22 protein-coding genes and 1 other RNA gene are annotated in these 18,076 nt (G+C 64.1%); 9 read left to right on the plus strand and 14 right to left on the minus strand.

All coding sequences use genetic code 11. The features are described 5' to 3' along the window. Positions 1-3: 3 nt before the first annotated feature. From E8M79_RS13920 to E8M79_RS13930, 3 genes are all read right to left on the minus strand, one after another. Positions 4-219 (minus strand): cold-shock protein, encoded by a 216-nt coding sequence (locus tag E8M79_RS13920; RefSeq protein ID WP_035101027.1) that lies wholly within the window; start codon positions 217-219, stop codon positions 4-6. 289 nt (positions 220-508) lie between these two features. Further along, positions 509-781 (minus strand): glycine zipper domain-containing protein, encoded by a 273-nt coding sequence (locus E8M79_RS13925; protein ID WP_137152477.1) that lies wholly within the window; start codon positions 779-781, stop codon positions 509-511. A gap of 69 nt (positions 782-850) precedes the next feature. Further along, a complete protein-coding gene (locus tag E8M79_RS13930) occupies positions 851-1,222 on the minus strand; it encodes a DUF423 domain-containing protein (RefSeq protein ID WP_248304996.1) in 372 nt (123 codons plus the stop codon). Between the two features lie 106 nt (positions 1,223-1,328). Between E8M79_RS13930 and E8M79_RS13935 the strand changes: the two genes are divergently transcribed. Further along, complete coding sequence (locus E8M79_RS13935; RefSeq protein ID WP_248304997.1) at positions 1,329-2,744, plus strand: MATE family efflux transporter; 1,416 nt, start codon at positions 1,329-1,331, stop codon at positions 2,742-2,744. Positions 2,745-2,799: 55 nt separating this feature from the next. On the opposite strand, the gene miaA is transcribed toward E8M79_RS13935, so the two are convergent. Further along, entirely contained in the window at positions 2,800-3,678 is an 879-nt protein-coding gene (gene miaA / locus E8M79_RS13940) for a tRNA (adenosine(37)-N6)-dimethylallyltransferase MiaA (protein WP_137152479.1), read from the minus strand. Between the two features lie 24 nt (positions 3,679-3,702). Here miaA and serB point away from each other — a divergent pair, with 24 nt between their 5' ends. Further along, positions 3,703-4,575, plus strand: coding sequence for a phosphoserine phosphatase SerB (gene serB / locus E8M79_RS13945; protein ID WP_137152480.1), 873 nt, complete (start codon positions 3,703-3,705; stop codon positions 4,573-4,575). Beyond that, the gene (locus E8M79_RS13950; RefSeq protein WP_137152481.1) at positions 4,572-5,111 is read left to right on the plus strand and encodes a GNAT family N-acetyltransferase; all 540 of its coding nucleotides are present in this window, start codon (positions 4,572-4,574) and stop codon (positions 5,109-5,111) included. Before serB ends, E8M79_RS13950 begins: the two co-directional genes overlap by 4 nt. Before the next feature lie 118 nt (positions 5,112-5,229). Here the strand turns inward: E8M79_RS13950 and E8M79_RS13955 are convergent, their stop codons facing one another. The 5 genes from E8M79_RS13955 to E8M79_RS13975 all read right to left on the minus strand — a co-directional run bounded on the left by E8M79_RS13955 (position 5,230) and on the right by E8M79_RS13975 (position 9,538). Next, positions 5,230-6,333 carry a protease modulator HflC gene (locus tag E8M79_RS13955; RefSeq protein WP_137152482.1) on the minus strand — a complete coding sequence of 368 codons (1,104 nt, stop codon included), beginning with the start codon at positions 6,331-6,333 and terminating at the stop codon, positions 5,230-5,232. A gap of 3 nt (positions 6,334-6,336) precedes the next feature. Continuing rightward, complete coding sequence (gene hflK, locus E8M79_RS13960; RefSeq protein ID WP_137152483.1) at positions 6,337-7,443, minus strand: FtsH protease activity modulator HflK; 1,107 nt, start codon at positions 7,441-7,443, stop codon at positions 6,337-6,339. Positions 7,444-7,520: 77 nt separating this feature from the next. Next, positions 7,521-8,030 carry a dihydrofolate reductase gene (locus E8M79_RS13965; RefSeq protein WP_137152484.1) on the minus strand — a complete coding sequence of 170 codons (510 nt, stop codon included), beginning with the start codon at positions 8,028-8,030 and terminating at the stop codon, positions 7,521-7,523. After that, complete coding sequence (locus tag E8M79_RS13970; RefSeq protein ID WP_171015858.1) at positions 8,027-8,518, minus strand: GNAT family N-acetyltransferase; 492 nt, start codon at positions 8,516-8,518, stop codon at positions 8,027-8,029. The genes E8M79_RS13965 and E8M79_RS13970 overlap by 4 nt, the downstream gene beginning before the upstream one ends. A gap of 6 nt (positions 8,519-8,524) precedes the next feature. Then, entirely contained in the window at positions 8,525-9,538 is a 1,014-nt protein-coding gene (locus E8M79_RS13975; protein ID WP_171015859.1) for a DUF4424 domain-containing protein, read from the minus strand. 266 nt (positions 9,539-9,804) lie between these two features. On the opposite strand from E8M79_RS13975, the gene E8M79_RS13980 reads away from it, so the two are divergent. The 3 genes from E8M79_RS13980 to E8M79_RS13990 all read left to right on the plus strand — a co-directional run bounded on the left by E8M79_RS13980 (position 9,805) and on the right by E8M79_RS13990 (position 13,967). Further along, the gene (locus E8M79_RS13980) at positions 9,805-12,087 is read left to right on the plus strand and encodes an EAL domain-containing protein (RefSeq protein ID WP_137152486.1); all 2,283 of its coding nucleotides are present in this window, start codon (positions 9,805-9,807) and stop codon (positions 12,085-12,087) included. Positions 12,088-12,159: 72 nt separating this feature from the next. Next, on the plus strand, positions 12,160-13,065 hold the full coding sequence (locus E8M79_RS13985) for an amino acid ABC transporter substrate-binding protein (protein ID WP_137152487.1): 906 nt from the start codon (positions 12,160-12,162) through the stop codon (positions 13,063-13,065). After that, positions 13,062-13,967, plus strand: a complete 906-nt coding sequence (locus tag E8M79_RS13990) for an amino acid ABC transporter substrate-binding protein (protein WP_248304999.1) — start codon at positions 13,062-13,064, stop codon at positions 13,965-13,967. The genes E8M79_RS13985 and E8M79_RS13990 overlap by 4 nt, the downstream gene beginning before the upstream one ends. A gap of 15 nt (positions 13,968-13,982) precedes the next feature. On the opposite strand, the gene E8M79_RS13995 is transcribed toward E8M79_RS13990, so the two are convergent. From E8M79_RS13995 to E8M79_RS14005, 3 genes are read right to left on the minus strand one after another with little or no spacing between them, the layout of a single operon-like run. Then, on the minus strand, positions 13,983-14,306 hold the full coding sequence (locus E8M79_RS13995; protein ID WP_137152488.1) for a hypothetical protein: 324 nt from the start codon (positions 14,304-14,306) through the stop codon (positions 13,983-13,985). Next, positions 14,303-15,097, minus strand: a complete 795-nt coding sequence (locus tag E8M79_RS14000) for a thymidylate synthase (RefSeq protein WP_137152489.1) — start codon at positions 15,095-15,097, stop codon at positions 14,303-14,305. Before E8M79_RS14000 ends, E8M79_RS13995 begins: the two co-directional genes overlap by 4 nt. Before the next feature lie 9 nt (positions 15,098-15,106). Continuing rightward, complete coding sequence (locus E8M79_RS14005) at positions 15,107-15,700, minus strand: DUF1003 domain-containing protein (RefSeq protein WP_137152490.1); 594 nt, start codon at positions 15,698-15,700, stop codon at positions 15,107-15,109. 212 nt (positions 15,701-15,912) lie between these two features. On the opposite strand from E8M79_RS14005, the gene E8M79_RS14010 reads away from it, so the two are divergent. Then, positions 15,913-16,155, plus strand: coding sequence for a YdeI/OmpD-associated family protein (locus tag E8M79_RS14010; protein WP_137152491.1), 243 nt, complete (start codon positions 15,913-15,915; stop codon positions 16,153-16,155). A gap of 36 nt (positions 16,156-16,191) precedes the next feature. Here E8M79_RS14010 and E8M79_RS18415 read toward each other — a convergent pair whose 3' ends face one another. Together E8M79_RS18415 and E8M79_RS14015 are read right to left on the minus strand one after the other, a co-directional pair. Next, positions 16,192-16,362, minus strand: a complete 171-nt coding sequence (locus E8M79_RS18415) for a hypothetical protein (RefSeq protein WP_171015860.1) — start codon at positions 16,360-16,362, stop codon at positions 16,192-16,194. 146 nt (positions 16,363-16,508) lie between these two features. Then, the gene (locus tag E8M79_RS14015; protein WP_349236044.1) at positions 16,509-17,009 is read right to left on the minus strand and encodes a thermonuclease family protein; all 501 of its coding nucleotides are present in this window, start codon (positions 17,007-17,009) and stop codon (positions 16,509-16,511) included. An 88-nt stretch (positions 17,010-17,097) separates the two neighbouring features. Here E8M79_RS14015 and ssrA point away from each other — a divergent pair. Further along, positions 17,098-17,455, plus strand: a transfer-messenger RNA (tmRNA) gene (gene ssrA, locus E8M79_RS14020). 135 nt (positions 17,456-17,590) lie between these two features. Further along, positions 17,591-18,073 carry an SspB family protein gene (locus tag E8M79_RS14025; RefSeq protein ID WP_137152493.1) on the plus strand — a complete coding sequence of 161 codons (483 nt, stop codon included), beginning with the start codon at positions 17,591-17,593 and terminating at the stop codon, positions 18,071-18,073. Positions 18,074-18,076 lie beyond the last annotated feature (3 nt).

The raw sequence follows: 18,076 nt of genomic DNA on the forward strand, positions 1-18,076 counted from the left end.
ATCTTAGCTGAGCAGGGTCAGATTGGTCGCCGACACCTTGCCGTCACGGCCGGTCTCGAGCTCATAGGTCACCTTGTCGCCTTCATACAGGCCCTGCAGGCCCGAACGCTGAACAGCGGAGATATGGACGAAAGCATCCTTCTCGCCGTTTTCGGGCGAGATGAAGCCGAAGCCCTTGGTGGTGTTGAAGAATTTGACGGTACCGGTGATGGTAGCCATGGAACTCAGTCCTCACGAAGTGGTCGCCGCTGCAGCGGCTAACGGTTGAAAACGGACCAGAGAAAAGTCCGGCCTAACGATTCACAAATCAGGAGATAGCCAAGTTCCCGGTCAGACCGGTCGTTCAGATAGCACGAGACAGTGTCGTAGGCCTAAAATATGGCGGCTATCGTCTGGAAATTCAAGACAGTTTGCAGTGCAAACGAAACGCCCGGCCTGGAGACTTGTCCAGGCCGGGCGCGAAACGCGTTAATGTGGCGGCGGCACAACAGTGTGTGCGGCTGTCATCTTAGCCACGCGGGCAGGTGTCGCGGTAACGGCTGCCGTCGTTGCGCTGATACACGCACATCGTGTTGCTGCCTTCGACGCGGCCGACCATGCTGCCGGCAGCCGCGCCGACAACACCACCAACACCAGCGCCCACAGCCGTGCCCAGCAACGAGCCAGTCGTCGCAGCGCCAACGATCGCGCCAGCGCCGGCGCCAACAGCAGCGCCCTGCTGCGTGGTGGTGCAAGCGGCAAGAGACAGAACAGTCGCGGCCAGGATCAGGATCTTATGCATGGTGGTACTCCCGTTGAAACAGCACGGGCACACTGCCCCACTGCATGTTTATTAACAAATCACTTCACTCTAGAAAGAGCCGGATTTGTGGCGGCGGACCACAATTGCCGCGAATGCTAACAGGAGCCACGCCAGGATCATGGCCGCGCCGCCGATGGGCGCAGCCATCGGGAAGAGGCTATGTCCCTGCCATTCGCGCATCCCCAGGTCAGCCACGAACACCGCCGTGCCGGCCGCCAGCAGCAGTCCGGCCCGCGACAGCCAAGGCCGCCGGGACAGCAGCGCCAGGGCCAGCAGGGCCGGCCCATGCGCCAGGCAGATGCTGGCAATCGCCGACAGATTGCGCGACTCTCCCGCGTGCGATGCCGCTGCCGCCGCCATCACGCCAACGGCCCCGATCAGCCCGGCCAACGCCAGCGTCAGGCGCTGCGTCCCCGTCATGCCCATGTCCATCATCTCACCTCGCCACCTGTTCAACGCCGCCGGCACCCTTCCGCCCCAAGGCGGATTCGGCTAGAGCATCATGTTGCGAGTAGGACATTTTATCATGATCGAGCAAGAACCGGTTGCGCCCGCCGGCGCGACCCATCGGCCTGTTGCCGCCCTGAGCTGGATGGAGGAGTTGCGCGCCACGCTGACCCTGGCCTGGCCGCTGGTGATCGCCCAGCTCGCGCAGAATGCCCTGACCACCACCGACGTCATCATGACCGGCTGGCTGGGGCCGCAATATCTGGCCGCCGGCACGCTCGCCTCGACCTTCCTGATGCCCTTCCTCGTGCTGGGCTTCGGCATTGTTGGCGCCGTCGCACCGCTGGTGGCGCAGGCGCGTGGCGCCCGCGACATCAAGGCGGTGCGCCGTGTGGTGCGCCAGGGCCTCTGGGCCTCTATCGCTATTGCCACAGCCCTCCTCCCCCTGCTCTGGCAGGTGCGGCCGATTTTCGCTGCGCTCGGCCAGAACCCTGAGACCAGCGTCATGGCCGAAGGCTATGTGCATGTCGCGGTCTGGATGTTCTATCCGGCCCTGGCCATGGTGGCCCTGCGCTCGCTGCTCTCGGCCTTTGACTCCACCCGCATCATCCTGGTCATCACCGTTCTCGGCGTGGTCTTCAACGCGGCGGTCAACTACGTGTTGATCTTTGGCCATTTCGGTTTTCCGCGCCTCGAGCTGCGCGGCTCGGCCATTGCGACCGTGCTGACCAATCTGCTGATGTTTGCCGCCATGCTGGCCTTTGTGCTGCGCGACCGGCGCTTCCGCCGCTTCCACATCCTGATCCGCTTCTGGAAGCCGGACTGGGCGCGTTTCCGCGAAATCTTCCGCATCGGCGGCCCCATCGGCCTGACCGTGCTGGCCGAGGTCAGCCTGTTCACCGCTGCCGCCCTGCTAATGGGCCTGCTGGGCACCGATGAAGTGGCGGCCCATGCCGTGGCGCTGCAGACGGCATCCATGGCCTTCATGGTCCCCCTGGGCCTGGGCATTGCCGCCACCGTGCGCGTTGGCGTTGCCTATGGCCGCAGCGACCCCGAAGGCATCCGCAAGGCGGGCTGGACGGCCTTTGCCCTGGGCACTGGCTTCATGACGCTGACCTGCGTGCTGTTCCTGACCCTGGGCCCCTGGATCGTCTCGCTGTTCCTCGACCGTGCCGCACCCGACAATGCCAATGCGATCGTCTTGGCCGCGACCTACCTGGTGGTGGCCGGTGTGTTCCAGATCGCCGATGGCGCCCAGGTCGTGGCGGCCCATGCCCTGCGCGGCCTCAGCGACACCAAGATCCCCATGCTGGTCGCCATCATCGGCTATTGGGTCGTCGGCCTGCCAGTGGGCTATCTGCTGGGCTTCGTGTTGGGCTGGCGCGGCCTGGGCATCTGGATCGGGCTGGCGGCCGGCCTCGCGGCCGTGGCCGTGGTGCTGGTGACGCGCTTTGCCATGCGCGAACGGCTTGGGCTGCTGCGCCCGCGCAGCTAGAGCGTTTCCGGCAAAGTGGGCACCACTCTTGCCAGAAACGCGACCAAACAAGACACTAAACCAGCGCGCGCCGCGGCCAGTCGCCGAAGCGGTTGCGGAACCAGGTGCGTTGCCGCTTGGCATATTGCTGGGTGGCGATGGTGGCCAGCGTCACCGCCTCGGCTTCGGCCAGGCGCCCGGCCTGCCAGTCGGCAATCTCGCGCACGCCAATGGCCTTCATCACCGGCAGGCCCGGATCGAGCTCCAGCGCCATCAGCGCCGCAACTTCCGCCACCGCGCCGCTGCGCATCATGGCGGCAAAGCGCTGCGCAATGCGCTGGCGCAGCACCATGCGGTCCGGGTCGAGCACCATGCGCTCGACGTCGAAATCGCCCAGCACGCCGGCCTGCTTGTCATCCTGAAAGCTCGACAGGGTCCGCCCCGTCGCGCGCTTGACGGCAATGGCGCGGATCAGCCGCTGCGGATCGGCCACCTTGAGCCGCTCGGCCGCCTGCGGATCTTCTTGCTGCAACAGCGCCAGCCGCCCGGCCGCGTCGAGCCCGGCAATCTCGGCCTGCACCGCTGCGGTCAGCGCCTCGGGCACCTCGGGAATATCGGCAAAGCCATTGAGCAGCGCATCGAAATAGAGCCCGGTGCCGCCCACGAACAACAGCGGTGCATCGCCCGTCTCGGCCATGATGGCAGACACGTCGTCGAGCCACTGGCCGGTGGAGAAGCGCGTCGCCGCCGGCACGGTGCCATAGAGCCGGTGATCGGCCTGGAGCATTTCATGCGGCGCCGGCCGTGCCGTGATCACGCAAAGCGTGTCATACACCTGCATGGAATCGGCGTTGACGATCACCGCGCCCTGTGCGCGCGCCATCTCGAGCGCCAGCGCCGACTTGCCGCTGGCAGTCGGACCCGCTATCAGAACGGCGCGCCTGCGGCCTTTCACCCTTTTCCTCCCCGAGTAGACCACATGCCGGTTCTCTGCCTTATCGCCAATCCCATCGATTCCGAACTCGACCCTGCCCTGGCGGCGGCGGTGGTAGAGCAAACCGGTGGGGAGCTCAACTGGCTCAATCACGGCATTGCCTGCGAGATCATCGAGCCGATGTCAACCGATGCGCTGTCTCTGGCCCGCCAGGTGATCGGCACGCGCCGCGTCGATGCGGCCCTGGTACCCACCGAAGGGCGCCGCAAGCCGGTGCTGGTGGCCGACATGGATTCCACCATGATCAACCAGGAGTGCATCGACGAGCTGGCAGCAGCCCTGGGCATCAAGGAACAGGTCGCCGACATCACCGATCGCGCCATGCGCGGCGAGCTCGATTTCGAAGCGGCCCTCGATACCCGCGTCGCCCTGCTCAAGGGGCTGGAGCGCAAGGTGATCGAAGAGGTTCGCCGCGAGCAGATTACCCTGGCCCCCGGCGGCCGCGCGCTGATCCAGACCATGAAGGCCTATGGCGCCTATACCGCGCTGGTCTCGGGCGGCTTCACCTTCTTTGCCGACTTCTTTGCCAAGCGCATCGGCTTTGACGAGGCCATCGCCAATGTCCTCGAGTTCGACGGCGACCGGCTCACCGGCACCGTCACCAAGCCCATTGTCGACAAGAGCACCAAGCGCCTGCGCCTCGAGGCCCTGGCCGCCGAGCGCAACCTGCCGCTCAGCCGCACCATGGCCGTGGGCGATGGCGCCAATGATCTCGACATGATCCGCATCGCCGGCTTTGGCGTTGCGCTGCATGCCAAGCCCGCCGTCGCGGCCGAAGCCGGCATTCGCATCGACCACGGCGATTTGACGGCCCTGCTCTATCTGCAGGGCTATACGGAAGACGACATTGTGCGATGAGGCTGGAGACGAACCGCCTGGTCATCCGCCCATGGACGGACCGAGACTGCGCGCCCTTCGCCAGCATCAATGCCGATCCTGAGGTGCGTCGCTACTATTACCCGGCGCTGCTTGATCAGGCGCAATCCGACGCGGTCATCGCCCAATGCATGGACCATCTTGACCGCCAAGGCTTTGCCTTCCTGGCGCTGGAGCGCCGCGACGATGGTGCCCTGATTGGCGGCGCCGGTCTGTCCATCACCGATGACGTCCCCGGAGGCCCGGCCATCGAGATCGGCTGGATTCTTGGCCGGCCATTCTGGCGGCAGGGCTATGCCAGCGAAGCCAGCCGGGCCTGGTTCGACTGGGGCTGGGCCCACGGCATGACCGAGATTGTCGGCTATACCTCGGCCATTAACACCCCGTCGCGCCGCGCCATGGAATCACTGGGCATGCGCCGGACCCCAGCCGACGATTTTGCCGACGTGACTGTTCCCGAAGGCAATCCACTGCGCCCGCATGTGCTCTATCGGATCACCAATCCACGCCGACGCTGAGTTTAGGACTGCGCCATCACACCGGCCGATGCCGCCTGTTGCACCTTTCTGGATTGAAGTAGCAAAAAGCCGGCGCAGGTCCCTGCGCCGGCTTTCCTATTTTCAGTGGCTGCCCGCTTTACTGTGCGGGCACGGCCGCCGGATCTGCTGCCGGGGGCGTCGACTCGGCCGGCGCCGGAACTTCGGTGCCCACCGTCGGGGTCAGCTGCGAGCCATCCTGCAGCGTCATGGTCGGCGCCGGGGTATCCTCAATGCCCAGCCCATCCAGGGCCGGTTCATTGCTGGTCGGCGCCGTCATCGGCGCTGCCGTCGGCTGGATCGGTGCTGCCGGGTTCGGGGTTGCCGCCGGCAGGCTGCCATTGGAGCCGAAGTAGCGGAAGAACTCGCTTTCAGGCGACAGCACCATGGTGGTGCCAGTGCCCGGCAGCGCCTTCCGATAGGCCTGCATGGAGCGGTAGAACTCGAAGAATTCCGGGTTCTGACCATAGGCCGCAGCAAACAGACGGTTCCGCTCGGCATCGCCCGTACCACGGATGATTTCGGCATCACGGGTCGCGGCCGCCACAATTTCCACCGACTGACGATCGGCGATGGCGCGCAGCGACTGCGCCTGTTCCTGGCCACGGGCGCGCAGCAGCGCCGCTTCTGCCAGACGTTCCGCCCGCATGCGCTCGAACGTGGTTGCCGAAACCTCGGCGTCGAGATCGGTGCGCAGGATGCGAACATCCACTACATCGATGCCCAGTTCGGCCAGGTCTGGACGGATCAGGTCGCGCACTTCCTGCATCATCTGCGCCCGCTGTTCAGACAGCGCCGCATTGAATTCGCGCAGGCCATAGACCTGGCGCAGGGCGGAATCAAGGCTCGCCCCGATACGGTCCTCGGCCACCGAAAGCTGGCCGGTTGCGCGTTCGCGGAACAGGCGCGGGTCGGAGATGCGATAGGTCAGGAAGGCATCAACCTGGTAGAAGGCATTGCCCGAAACCTGCACGCGCATATTGGCGATGTCATAGCGCAGCAGGCGATCTTCGATGATCTGCACGCTGTCCACGATATCGGTCGGCACCTTGAAATAGATGCCCGGCTCCTTGTGCACATCGGTGATCTGGCCGAAGCGCATGACGATGGCCTGTTCGCGCTCGTCCACGATGTAGAGCGAAGAAAAGACCACATAGAGGGCGCCCAGGATGAGGACGCCGATGATGATGAGACGGTTTTGCATGACTTAGTTCCCCGTCGTCTGAGTGGATTGGGCGCCGGACCGCAACTCAGGCAGCGGCAGATAGGGGATCACCCCCTGCCCGTTCTGGTCGTTCTCGATCAGCACCTTCTCGGACCCGCCCAGCACCTCTTCCATGGTTTCCAGGAACAGGCGCTTGCGCGTCACTTCGGGGGAATTGACATATTCGGCATAGACCGCGTTGAAGCGCTCGGCCTCACCGGTGGCTTCCTGCACGACGCGGTTGGTATAGGCCGCCGCGTCTTCACGCAGCGCCGCCGCACGACCGCGGGCATCGCCCAGCAGCGTATTGGCATAGGAGCGGGCTTCTTCCTGCAGGCGCGTCTCGTCCTGGCGCGCACGCTGGACTTCGTTGAACGCATCGATCACTTCGGCCGGCGGGCCGGCGTTCTCGATCAGCACCTGGCTGACATTGACGCCCAGGCCATAGCTTTGCAGGATCGACTGGGTGATGGTCAGCACTTCGGTCGATACGCCGCTGCGGTCATCGCTATAGATGTCCTGCGCCGGACGGCGGCCGACCACTTCGCGCATCGCGCTTTCGGCAGCGAAGCGCACCATGGATTCCTGGTCGCGCACGTTGAACAGATACTGCACCGGATCGTTGATCGCCCAGAACACCGAGAACTGCACGTTCACGATATTCTGGTCACCCGACAGCATCAGCCCGTCGCCGGACGCACTGCTGCGCGCGGTGCCGCTGGCATCGGCGACGCCGATCTGGGTCTGGTTGACGGTGGTGACCACACGTTCGACGGTCTCGACCGGCCACAGGTGGAAATGCAGGCCCGGCAGCGACAGCTCGGGCTTGGGCGTGCCGAAACGCAGCTCGACGCCCACTTCCTGCGGATCAATGGTGTAGATGCTGTTCAGGCCCCAAAAGGCCACCAGCGCCAGCACACCGCCGACCAGCGCCCAGCGCCCGCCGGGAATGCCACCACGAAACTGGTCGCGGCCGCGGTTGAGAATATCTTCGAGATTGGGCGTATTGCCGCCGCCGGGCCGCCGCGGTCCGCCGCCGCCGCCAGGTGCCTGCCCCCAGGGGCCGCCAGTATTGCGGCCACCCCCGCCTCCGTTATTCTCCCACGGCATCGCGTCCCTTTCGGATAATTGTCACGTCGTTGCAGAGTTATATAGGCAAGCATTCCGCGCGATCAATGCGCCGCAGTCTACCGACGAGCGTACACATTGACGCGGTAGGCTGCTTCATCCTTCTCGCTGGGCACGACATCGGGGCTGTCGATCACCTGCCACACCGCCGGATCGATGGCCGGAAAGCGCACATCACCCTCTGGCGACAGGGCGATATGGGACACATAGAGGCGGTCGGCCCGGTCCATCAACTGGGCATAGATCTCGCCGCCGCCGATGATCATGATCTCCTCAACGCCATCAGCCGTGGCGACCGCACGCGCCCGGTCCAGCGCCGCTTCAATGCTGGGCACCACCACGACGCCCTCTGGCTGATAGCCCGGCTGTCGGGTGATCACGATATTGGTGCGCCCCGGCAGCGGCTTGCCCACCGTCTCATATTGCTTGCGGCCCATCACCACCGGCTTGCCCATGGTGGTGCGGCGGAAGAACTGCATGTCGGACGGGATGCGCCAGGGAATGGTCTGATCGCTGCCGATCACGCCATTGGCCGCAACGCCCACGATCATGGCAACGCGCGGTGTCATGCGCCACCCAGCTTCAGCAGGTCATCGCCATCAACGCGCACCTTGGTCCATTCGTCCTGCATCACCCCGCCCTGCGACTTGTAGAAGGCAATCGAGGGCTCGTTCCAGTCGAGCACCCACCACTCAAAGCGCCCCAGCCCCTCGGCGACGCAGCGCCGCGCCAGATGCACCAGCAACGCCTTGCCAATGCCGCGGCCACGCTGGCCGGGGTCGACATAGAGATCTTCCAGCCAGATACCGTGTCGACCCTGGAAGGTGGAATAGGTGTAGAACCACAGGGCAAAGCCCACCGGCTCGCCATCCCATTCGGCAATCTCGCAGAACACCTTGGGGTCCGGCCCGAACAGGTCGCGCGTGATGTCGGCTTCGCTGGCCTTGGCCTCATGGCTGAGCTTTTCATAGGCCGCCAGCGCGGCAATGAAAGCCACGATCTGCGCCGCATCGCCTGCCACCGCCGGCCGGATTGTCAGACTATCGACCCTGTCCAAAGCCCGCTACTGCTCCATCTCGGCATGATAGTCCAGGATCAGGATGTCGAGCTCCCGCTCCGGCCAGAAATTCTCTTCTGTCATCTCAAAGGTGGTCGGGCCGGTCTTGGTGACATTCTTGCCGCAGAATGACAGCAGGTTCTTGGGGTTGCCCTTGTCGATCACCAGGCGGAACTTTTCGATGCCATTGCCGCCCCAATTGCCACCCGTGGTCAGGATGTAGGAGATCCAGCTTTCCATATAGGGCGCCGACCAGCTCTCTTCGGGGTTCTTGAGCTTGGAGCGCACTGTGTCGAGGAAGTCCTGGTCCGTGCAATATTTGGTGGCGTATTCTACCGCCGGGTCATAGCCCTCATAGGGTTCGCTGAGGAAAGCGATGCCCGCCGTGCCGCCCACACTCGGCTTGTAACTATGCACCACGTTGACGGTCTTGCCGGCCGGGAAGGTGCCTTCCCAGGTATAGGTGGCCTTGTAGGTCCAGCCGGGCCAGTAGTGCTTCTTCATGCCCTGGCCGTCGTCATATTCATCGGGCGTGATCATGCCCAGATGCAGCAGTTGCGCCTGGCTCTCGGGGTCTAGTGCCTCGATAGCAGCCTGGGCACCTTCGCTGATCGGCACCATGGGCAGGCCCATCTGCTTGAGCACATCGGTGCGGTCCACCCCATGGGCAAAGGCATATTCATGCAGCGTAGCCGTCACAGGCTTGCCGTCGAACGTGGTCTCGAACTCGAACAGATTGTCGTCGGGCCCTGTCGGGAAAGCGATCGGCGAATAGAAGTTGGGCACGATGTCGGGCATGGGGAAGGCGACCAGAATGGTCTGGTCGCTGGTGCCATCGTTGCGGAACACATAGTCGACCTTGATCTGCTCCTTGGAAATGAACAGATCCTCGCTCTGCATGACGATGTCGCTATTGGTGACGAATTCGAGCCCGCCTGTGGTCAGCACCGCCGAGGTGTCATTGGCCAAGGCCGGCATCGTGCATGCCAGCGTCATCACCAGTCCCGCCAGAAATCTCATCGTCATCCTCCAACACGCCTTGCCGCGCTGCCATCATACGGGTGTCGCGGGCTGCTTTGCCCGTCGCCCTGCCCGCGCCGCCACGCTAGCCTGACGGCTGCGCCAGCACCAGACGCCTCACCGGACTTGTCCCCGTGCACCGGCATGCGCGGCGTGCTGCGATAGCTGCAATCCCGCACAATACAGATGACTCCATATTAAGTTTTTAGCCCGATACTTGGCATTCAACTGCCTGAGGGGCAGTAATTTTGTCAGACCAGGGATCCATGAAAGAGACCTCGCCCGGCCCCACCACAGACCATGCGACGGCCCAGCGCCTGGTCGCCGATCGCAGCCGCAAGGGCAGCGGACCGGCTGCGGTGATCCGGGCCTGGCGCCATTCCCTTTTGGGCAAGACCACCACCATCTTTCTGGTCGGCGTTATCTTTGCTTATTGCCTGGGCGCCGCCATCGGCTGGCAGATCTATGCCTCCTCCGCCCAGGAGCAGTGGCGCGAACGCGCCCGCACCAATATTCAGATCGCCAGCGCCACGCTGCGCGGCATCTATACTTACATTGCTGTGGACGCCGACACGACCGGCCAGGTCAACCGCATCATTACCGAGCGCCCGATTGGCGACGATGAGTCGGTGCTCTACACCGGCTATAGCCCGGCGGACGTACTGGCGCTGATCGCCACGCAGACCACCAACGATGTGTGGATCTTCGGTTTTGACCCGGCCGGCGACTTCTTTCCCATTGCCGGCACCAGCGCGCCTGCGGAGGGAGCCGAGCAGGTCGCCAGGGACGCGCCGCTGTTTGCCGGCGCTGGCCGCATGGGGCGGCTCGCCACGGGCTTTACCACCATCGGGGGGCAGGATTACTACGCCGGCCTGCTGCCCATCGTGAAGCCGGATGGCTCGGTGCTCGGCGCTGTGATCACCAGTGTAGGGCGCCAGACGGCGCTGATGCGCCAGCAGAACCAGCTGATGTTCAACGCGTTGGTCGCCCTGGTCTGCATGCTGATCCTGACCACCATCGTTGGCACCCTCGCCGCCAGCCGCCTGTTCAAGCCCGTCCCGGCACTGATCCGCGCCACGCTGCGCATCGCCAGCGAACAGACCGACCAGCGCACGCCCTTCCAGCACCGAACCGACGAGATCGGTGACCTGGCCGTTGCCATCGAGACCCTGCGCGGCGCTGTGGTGGAGCGCGGCCATCTGCGGGACATCCGCGACATGGCCGTCGAACTGGCCCATGTTGCCCATCACGATCCGCTCACCGGCCTGCCCAACCGCGCCCTGTTGATGAAGAGCCTTGAGGAGGCCGTGGCCGGACTGGATGAGGGGCGCGGCTTCAACGTGCTGATGCTCGATCTTGACCGCTTCAAATCGGTCAATGACACGCTGGGCCATGCCAGCGGCGACAATCTGCTGGTTACCACGGCCGGGCGCCTGGTCGCCGTGCTGGGCCCGGGCGATGTGGCCGCGCGGCTGGGCGGCGATGAATTCGCCATTATCCAGCGCGTCCAGCGCGATGCCGAACTGGAAGGTCGCAAGCTGGCGACCCGGCTGCTCGAAGCCATCTCCTCGGGCGTGCGGCTCGACGGTCTCGATCTTGTCGTCGGCACCAGCATCGGCATCGCCTCGGCCCCACAGCACGGCACCCAGGCCACGCAACTGCTCAAGAATGCCGACCTGGCCCTCTACCGCGCCAAAGCGTCCGGTCGCGGGCTGTTCAGCTTCTTCCACGATGGCATGGACATGGCCGTGCAGGACCAGCACGCGCTCGAGCTTGACCTGCGCCTGGCCCTGCAGCGACAGGAATTCGTGCTGCACTACCAGCCCATCGTCGATCTCGCGACCATGAAGACCACTGGCTTTGAGACACTGGTGCGCTGGCGCCATCCCGTCCGCGGCATGGTCCCGCCCGACCAGTTCATCCCGCTGGCCGAGGAAACCGGCATGATCGTGCCGCTGGGCGACTGGATCATCCGCCAGGCCTGCCGCGATGCCGCCACCTGGCCCGAGCCCTATACCCTGGCCGTTAACCTCTCCCCCGCCCAGATCCAGAAACCGGGCTTTGACCAGACCATCACCCAGGCCCTGGCCGACGCCAACCTGCCACCCTCGCGCCTCGAGCTCGAAGTCACCGAAACAGTTGCACTCTCGGGCTCGGAGGCGGCCGCCATGCTCCGATCGCTGCAGGCCAGCGGCATTGGCATCGTGCTGGACGATTTCGGCACGGGCTATGCCTCGCTCAGCAATCTGGTGGGCCTGCCTTTTACCAAGGTCAAGATCGACCGCAGCTTCGTCACCCATCTGGCAGACCAGCACAATTGTCGCGCCATTGTTGCCGCCATCACAGCTCTCGCACGCGGCCTCAACATGCGCGTCACCGCTGAAGGCGTCGAAACCGCCGAACAGCTGTCCATCCTCCAGGCCGCCGGCTGCACCTATGTGCAGGGCTACCTCTTCGCCCGCCCCAAGGCCCTTGAGGCCATCGACCTCGTCAACCCCATTGCGCCGCCAGACAGCCAGGCCGCACGGCAGGCCAGCGATGCGGCCTGACGTCAGTTGCCCTGTGCTTCACAGCGGGCCGCCAATGCACCTGAGATTTCGTGGCAACATGGGAAGCGCTGCATGAAACACCTGACGTCTTGTCTTGCACTGCTCCTGGCCTTCACTCTGGCGACATCGGCACACCAGGTGGAGACCCGCCCTCTGACCGGCACCCTGGCCAAGATCGACAAATCTGGCGAGATCGCCATTGGCTATCGCGTGTCCGAACCGCCCTTTGCCTTTGAGGATAGCGACGGCACTGTCATGGGCTTCTCGATCGATCTGTGCCGCCACGTCGTCGACAAGGTCCGGGCAAGGCTCGATCGTCCCGATATTGCCGTGCGCTTCGTGCCCGCGACCCCGGCAACCCGCTTCATCATGGTCAAATCGGGCATGATCGACCTCGAATGCGCCGCTACCACCAACACTGCCGAGCGCCGCAAGGTTGTGGCCTTCTCTTACCCCCACTTCATGACCGCATCGCGCTTCGTCTCCCGCCGCGCCGACCACATCGAAACGATCAACGATCTTGCCGGTCGCTCGGTCGCCTCCGCCTCTGGCACGGTCAATATCGACCAGATCAACACCATCAATCGCGACCGTCAGCTCAACATCGCGGTGATCCCCACCAAGTCCAACGATGATGCCTTCGACCTGGTCGCCAATGGCCACGCCGCAGCCTTTGTGATGGACGACATCCTCCTGGCCGCCAAGATCGCCGCCGCACCCGATCCGGACAGCTACGTGCTCTCGGTCGACACGCTGAGCGATCCCGAACCCTATGGGCTGCTGCTCCAGTATGGCGACACGGATTTCCAGGCGCTGGTCAATCAAACCCTGGCCGAGGTCTACAGCAGCGGCCAGATCGAGACGCTCTATGCCAAGTGGTTCACCTCGCCCATCCCGCCCAACGGCATCAACCTCAACCTGCCGCTCTCGCCCCAGCTGGCCGAGGCCTTCAACCACCCGGTGGAGTATCTGCAATGATCGCACGCGCTATGATCCGCGCCCTGCTCGCCAGCGTCCTTCTGGCTGCTGTCATGCCCGCCACCCATGCACAAGCCCCGGTTTCAACGCTTGAGCATATCCGCGACACCGGCCACATCCGCATCGGCTACAGCGCTGAAGTGCCGCCATTCTCCTATCTGGACGCGAGTGGCCAGGTGGTCGGCTACTCCATCGAGTTGTGCAATCGCGTCGCCGAAAAGCTGCAGGTGCAGCTCGGTCTGCCGACGCTGCAGATCGACTATGTGCAGCGCACGCCCAGCAATCGCGTGGCCCTGCTCAATGCTGGCGAGATCGACATCGAATGCGTGGCCAGCACCAATACCGCCGAGCGCCGCAAGAGCGTGGCCTTCAGTTTTCCGCATTTCCTGACGGCCGTACAGTTCATTGCCCTCAAGGACGGCGGTCCGCGCCGGATAGCCGACCTGGTCGGCCACTCGGTTGCCTCCACGCTGGGCACCACGGTGATCGGTCAGCTCAATGCCGCCAGCCGTGAGAAGGGCCTCAACATCGCCGTCGTTCCCACGCCGGATCACCAGGCGGCTTTTGACATGATGGCCAGCGGCCGCGTGGCGGCCTTCGCCATGGATTCCATCATCCTGTCGACCCGCGTCGCCAATGCCAAAGATCCCGACCTCTACATCCTGTCTGCCGATGCCTTCGGCCCACCCGAACCCTATGGGCTGATGATGCGGCTGGGCGATCATGACTTCGTCGATGCGGTCAACGGCGCGCTCGCCGAGATCTACAGCAGCGGCGAGATCACGCCGATCTATGACAAATGGTTCACCAGCCCCATCCCGCCCAAGGGCATCAATCTGCAGCTGCCCATGTCAGATGCTCTGGCTGCCGCCTTTGCCGCGCCCGTTGCTGTGACAGACTGACGGCAGCGGCAGGCCTCAGCGCGCGTCCTGCGGCAGGTGCTGGAACCATTTGCGCTTCAGCGCGGCGCCCAGATCGATCTCGTGGTGCCGCGCGAACAGCAGCAGCATGGCCAGCACATCGGCGGCCTCGTCCTCCAGCCCCGCGCGGATCGCCTCAGCGGACGCCCCCTTGCTGCGGCCGCGCCCCGACAGTTTGAGATATTCGGCGGTCAGTTCTCCGAGCTCTTCCTGCAGCTTGAGCAGGAACCAGTCGGCATCACGCGAAATGTCGAAGCGCTGCGCATAGATGTCCGACACCGCCGCGACCTTGTCCGAGATGGCCCGGAGGTTCTCGGTCATACCGCGATCGGCGCCTTGATGGTCGGATGCGGATCATAGCCCTCGAACGCGAAGTCTTCGTACACGAAATCCTCGATGCGCGTGACATTGGGGTTCATCACCAGTCTGGGCAGCGGCCGCGGCGCGCGGCTGAGCTGCTCCTGCGCCTGCGCGAAGTGATTGGCATAAAGATGCACATCACCAAAGCTGTGTACGAAATCGCCGACTTCGAGCCCCGTCACCTGCGCCACCATATGGGTCAGCAGCGCATAGGAGGCGATGTTGAACGGCACGCCCAAAAAACTGTCGGCCGAGCGCTGGTAGAGCTGGCAGCTCAGCTTGCCATTGGCCACGTAGAACTGGAACAGGCAGTGGCAGGGCGGCAGCGCCATGTCGTCCACTTCCGCCGGATTCCAGGCCGATACGATATGCCGGCGGGAATCGGGATTGTTGCGGATCGAGGCGATCACATTGGCCAGCTGGTCGATCTTGCGCCCGTCCGGCGCCGGCCAGCTGCGCCACTGGCTGCCATAGACCGGGCCGAGATCGCCGTTTTCATCGGCCCATTCGTCCCAGATCTTGACGCCGCGCTCCTGCAGCCAGCGCACATTGGTCTCGCCGCGGATGAACCACAGCAGCTCGTTGACGATGGATTTGCGGTGCAGCGCCTTGGTCGTCACCAGGGGAAAGCCCAGCGAGAGGTCAAAGCGCATCTGGTAGCCGAACAGGCTGCGCGTCCCGGTTCCGGTGCGGTCGGCCTTGTCAGTGCCGGTTTCAAGGATGGTGGCGAGGAGTTTGAGATAGGGCTGCATGCGGCAAAACTAATGCGATTCGGTCGCCACCGTCTCTGCCAGGCGCGCGCCCATCAACCGGGTCAACAGATCGATCTGCTCCTGCTGCTTGGCAATCAGCTGCTTGATCTCGTCATTGCGCAGCTGGTCGATCTTGTCATGCAGCGCCATGATTTCGATCTCGGCCTTCAGATTGCACTCATAATCATGGCTGGACACTAGGCGATCCTTGGCCGCCTGCCGGTTCTGGCTCATCATGATCACCGGCGCCTGGACCGCAGCGACCATGGACAGGATCAGGTTGAGAAAGATGAACGGAAACGGATCGGGCGCCGCGCGGGCCAGCAGCAGGTTGACGCTGACCCAGGCCAGCAGCACCGCCCCGAAGCCGATCAGGAAGGCCCACGAACCGCCGAACGCTGCGACCTTGTCGGCCAGCTGCTGCCCGAAGGTGGAGCTGTCATCAAAGGTCAGGCTGGTGTCGGTGGACAGCGCCCGCTTGCCCAGCGCCTGCTCGAGCACCTTGCGCTCGCGCTTGGTCAGCGCCGTTTCGCCCTTGCCCAGAAACCGCTCGGCCAGGTGGATCAGGCGTTCGGTGGATTTGTCAGTGGCAGTGTCGGTCATGTTGGCCTCTTGTGGCGTGGCAGGCCCGCTCTATACGCGCTCCAGCGCCATCTGCGCCATGGCCCCTTCCACCCGTCAACGGTATGTGAATACCTTGCCAACAGTTGTCAGCCCCTGTCAGCAGGTCCGGGTCAGGCTGGAGCGACAGACCCAGCAGGAGCGATTGCCATGCGGCAACCAACACCGTCGCCACAGGAACAGGGCAAGCCAGCATGAGCCCGGTTCTCCGTCCGCTGCGCAAGCGCGAGACCATGCCCGATTTCGTCAGCCAGGCGCTCGATGCCCGCGGCCTGCGCGCCGCCTATGACGCCCGGCCGCCCTACCAGCGCAACGATTATCTGCTGTGGATCAACAAGGTCAAAGGCGAGCAGACCAAGCAGCAGCATCTGGCGCAGATGCTGGACGAGCTCGAAGCCGGCGATGTCTACATGCGCATGCGCTGGTCCCCGCGCTAGTCCGGCGCATTGCCAGCCGCCATCGCCAGGGCACGCCTAGGGGGAGTTGCGCCGATCCCGCTCCAGCGCTTCCCGGCTCCACCAGGAGATGATGAAGAACCCGAAGTTGAGCTTGGGCACCAGGCCCGCACGCTCGGCCCAGCGCATCTGATACTTCGGCTTGACCTTGATCTCCCCGCCCAAGACGGGAATCCGCAACCAGGACATGCTTCAACCCTCCACCGCCGGGGCTAAGATCTCCAGGTTAAACGATTTTCTTCATGTCCGGCACCGCACCTTGAGCATCCCAGCACTGCGCCGGGCGACCGCATGCTGTCATATCGGCGCGACAATGTACTCCGGCCGCATCCGCCTCAGCACCAGCCGCCACGGGACCCGCCCCAGCGATGGGCCAGCCCTTCTTGCACCAGCACCTCGCCCAGCGAACGGCCGTCACGCGTCACAATGCGCAGCTTGCGGCCATAGCGGTCCTCGTCGCGATCGGCGACGGCCATCTCGAACGGCCCGGCCACCAGCAATTGCGCCAGGCGAACCGTTGCCTGCGCCCCCAGCGCCGACTCTGCCGCACAGCCGGGCTGGCTGACCTCGGGCGTATCGATATCGGCGATGCGCACCTTGACCCCGTCGAGCCAGAAGGTGTCGCCATCCACCACGCAGGTCACCCGCTTGCCGCCAGCACACACCGGAAAACTGCGCTGCGGCACGCTGGTCGCGCTGACGGCAACAGGCGCAGGGCTCAGCAAAGCATCGCTCAGCGAGCCATCGCGCAGCACCAGCCCCATGGCGCCGGTCACGGCCATGCCCATCAGCGCCAGCCCCAGCAGCGGCACGCCGCCCAGCCATCTCCGCCGCATCAACCGCCGAACTGCCATCGCCCGCCCCCCGCATGGATCGCGGCCAGACTGGCGGAGTCGGGTTAACGGGGGATCAAAACTGCGCGGGGTGTTTGCATCCCGCCAACAGCGCGCCTATATAGAACCTGCTCGCAAGAGCTATGGCGATAAACTGTCATCGAAATAAACCATTCGGACCCGGGGGCAGTACCCGGCGCCTCCACCATCTTCCCGCGCAGGCGGGCAGCCAATGGGGGCGAAACAGGATCGACGAGGGTGTAAAGGGTGTGCTTTTGCTCGGTGAGGTACCACCGTTATCGGTCCGAAACTTATAGTTGCAAATGACAACCATAAGGCTCCAGTCGCTCTCGCTGCGTAAGCAGTGCTAGCATTGGGAAATTAAGTCCTCCACCCCTAGCCGGGTGACAGGCGGGGTCCGCAGGCACCTGGCAACAGAAGCCTGCACCTTCCCTCATCGCTTCGACACGGACCGGCTTCACAGCCAATTGCGCTCCCCGCTGCCTTTGGTCTTGAATAATCCGGACAGCTGGGGCTGATATGGGCCAAACCGGATTCTACTTCTCTGCGCCGAAAGGGTGACCATGGCCGAAGACCATATGCGCTACGATATTCTCGCTCAGGAAGCCCTGCGCGGCGTCGTTCGCAAGGTGCTGGCCGAGGTCGCCAAGACCGGGCTGCCCGGCGAGCATCACTTCTTTATTTCCTTTGTCACCCGCGCCCCCGGCGTGCGCCTGAGCGAGAAGCTGCTCGGCCAGTATGACAAGGAAATGACCATCGTTATCCAGAACCAGTATTGGGACCTCAAGGTCACCGAAACCGGTTTCGAGATCGGCCTGTCCTTCGATGGTATTCCCGAAACCCTGGTGATCCCCTTCTCGGCCGTGAAGGGCTTCTTTGACCCCTCGGTGCAGTTCGGCCTGCAGTTCGATCCGCAGATCGCCCCCGGCGCCGAGGCTGCTGAAGACGATGCCGACGCCGATGTCGAGAACACCGCCGAGCTGCCGGACGGCACCGAGCCGGGCAAGAAGGTTGTCAGCCTCGACGCGTTCCGCAAGAAGCCCTGATCG

Source organism: Devosia sp. FKR38, assembly GCF_005222805.1.
GTDB lineage: Bacteria > Pseudomonadota > Alphaproteobacteria > Rhizobiales > Devosiaceae > Devosia.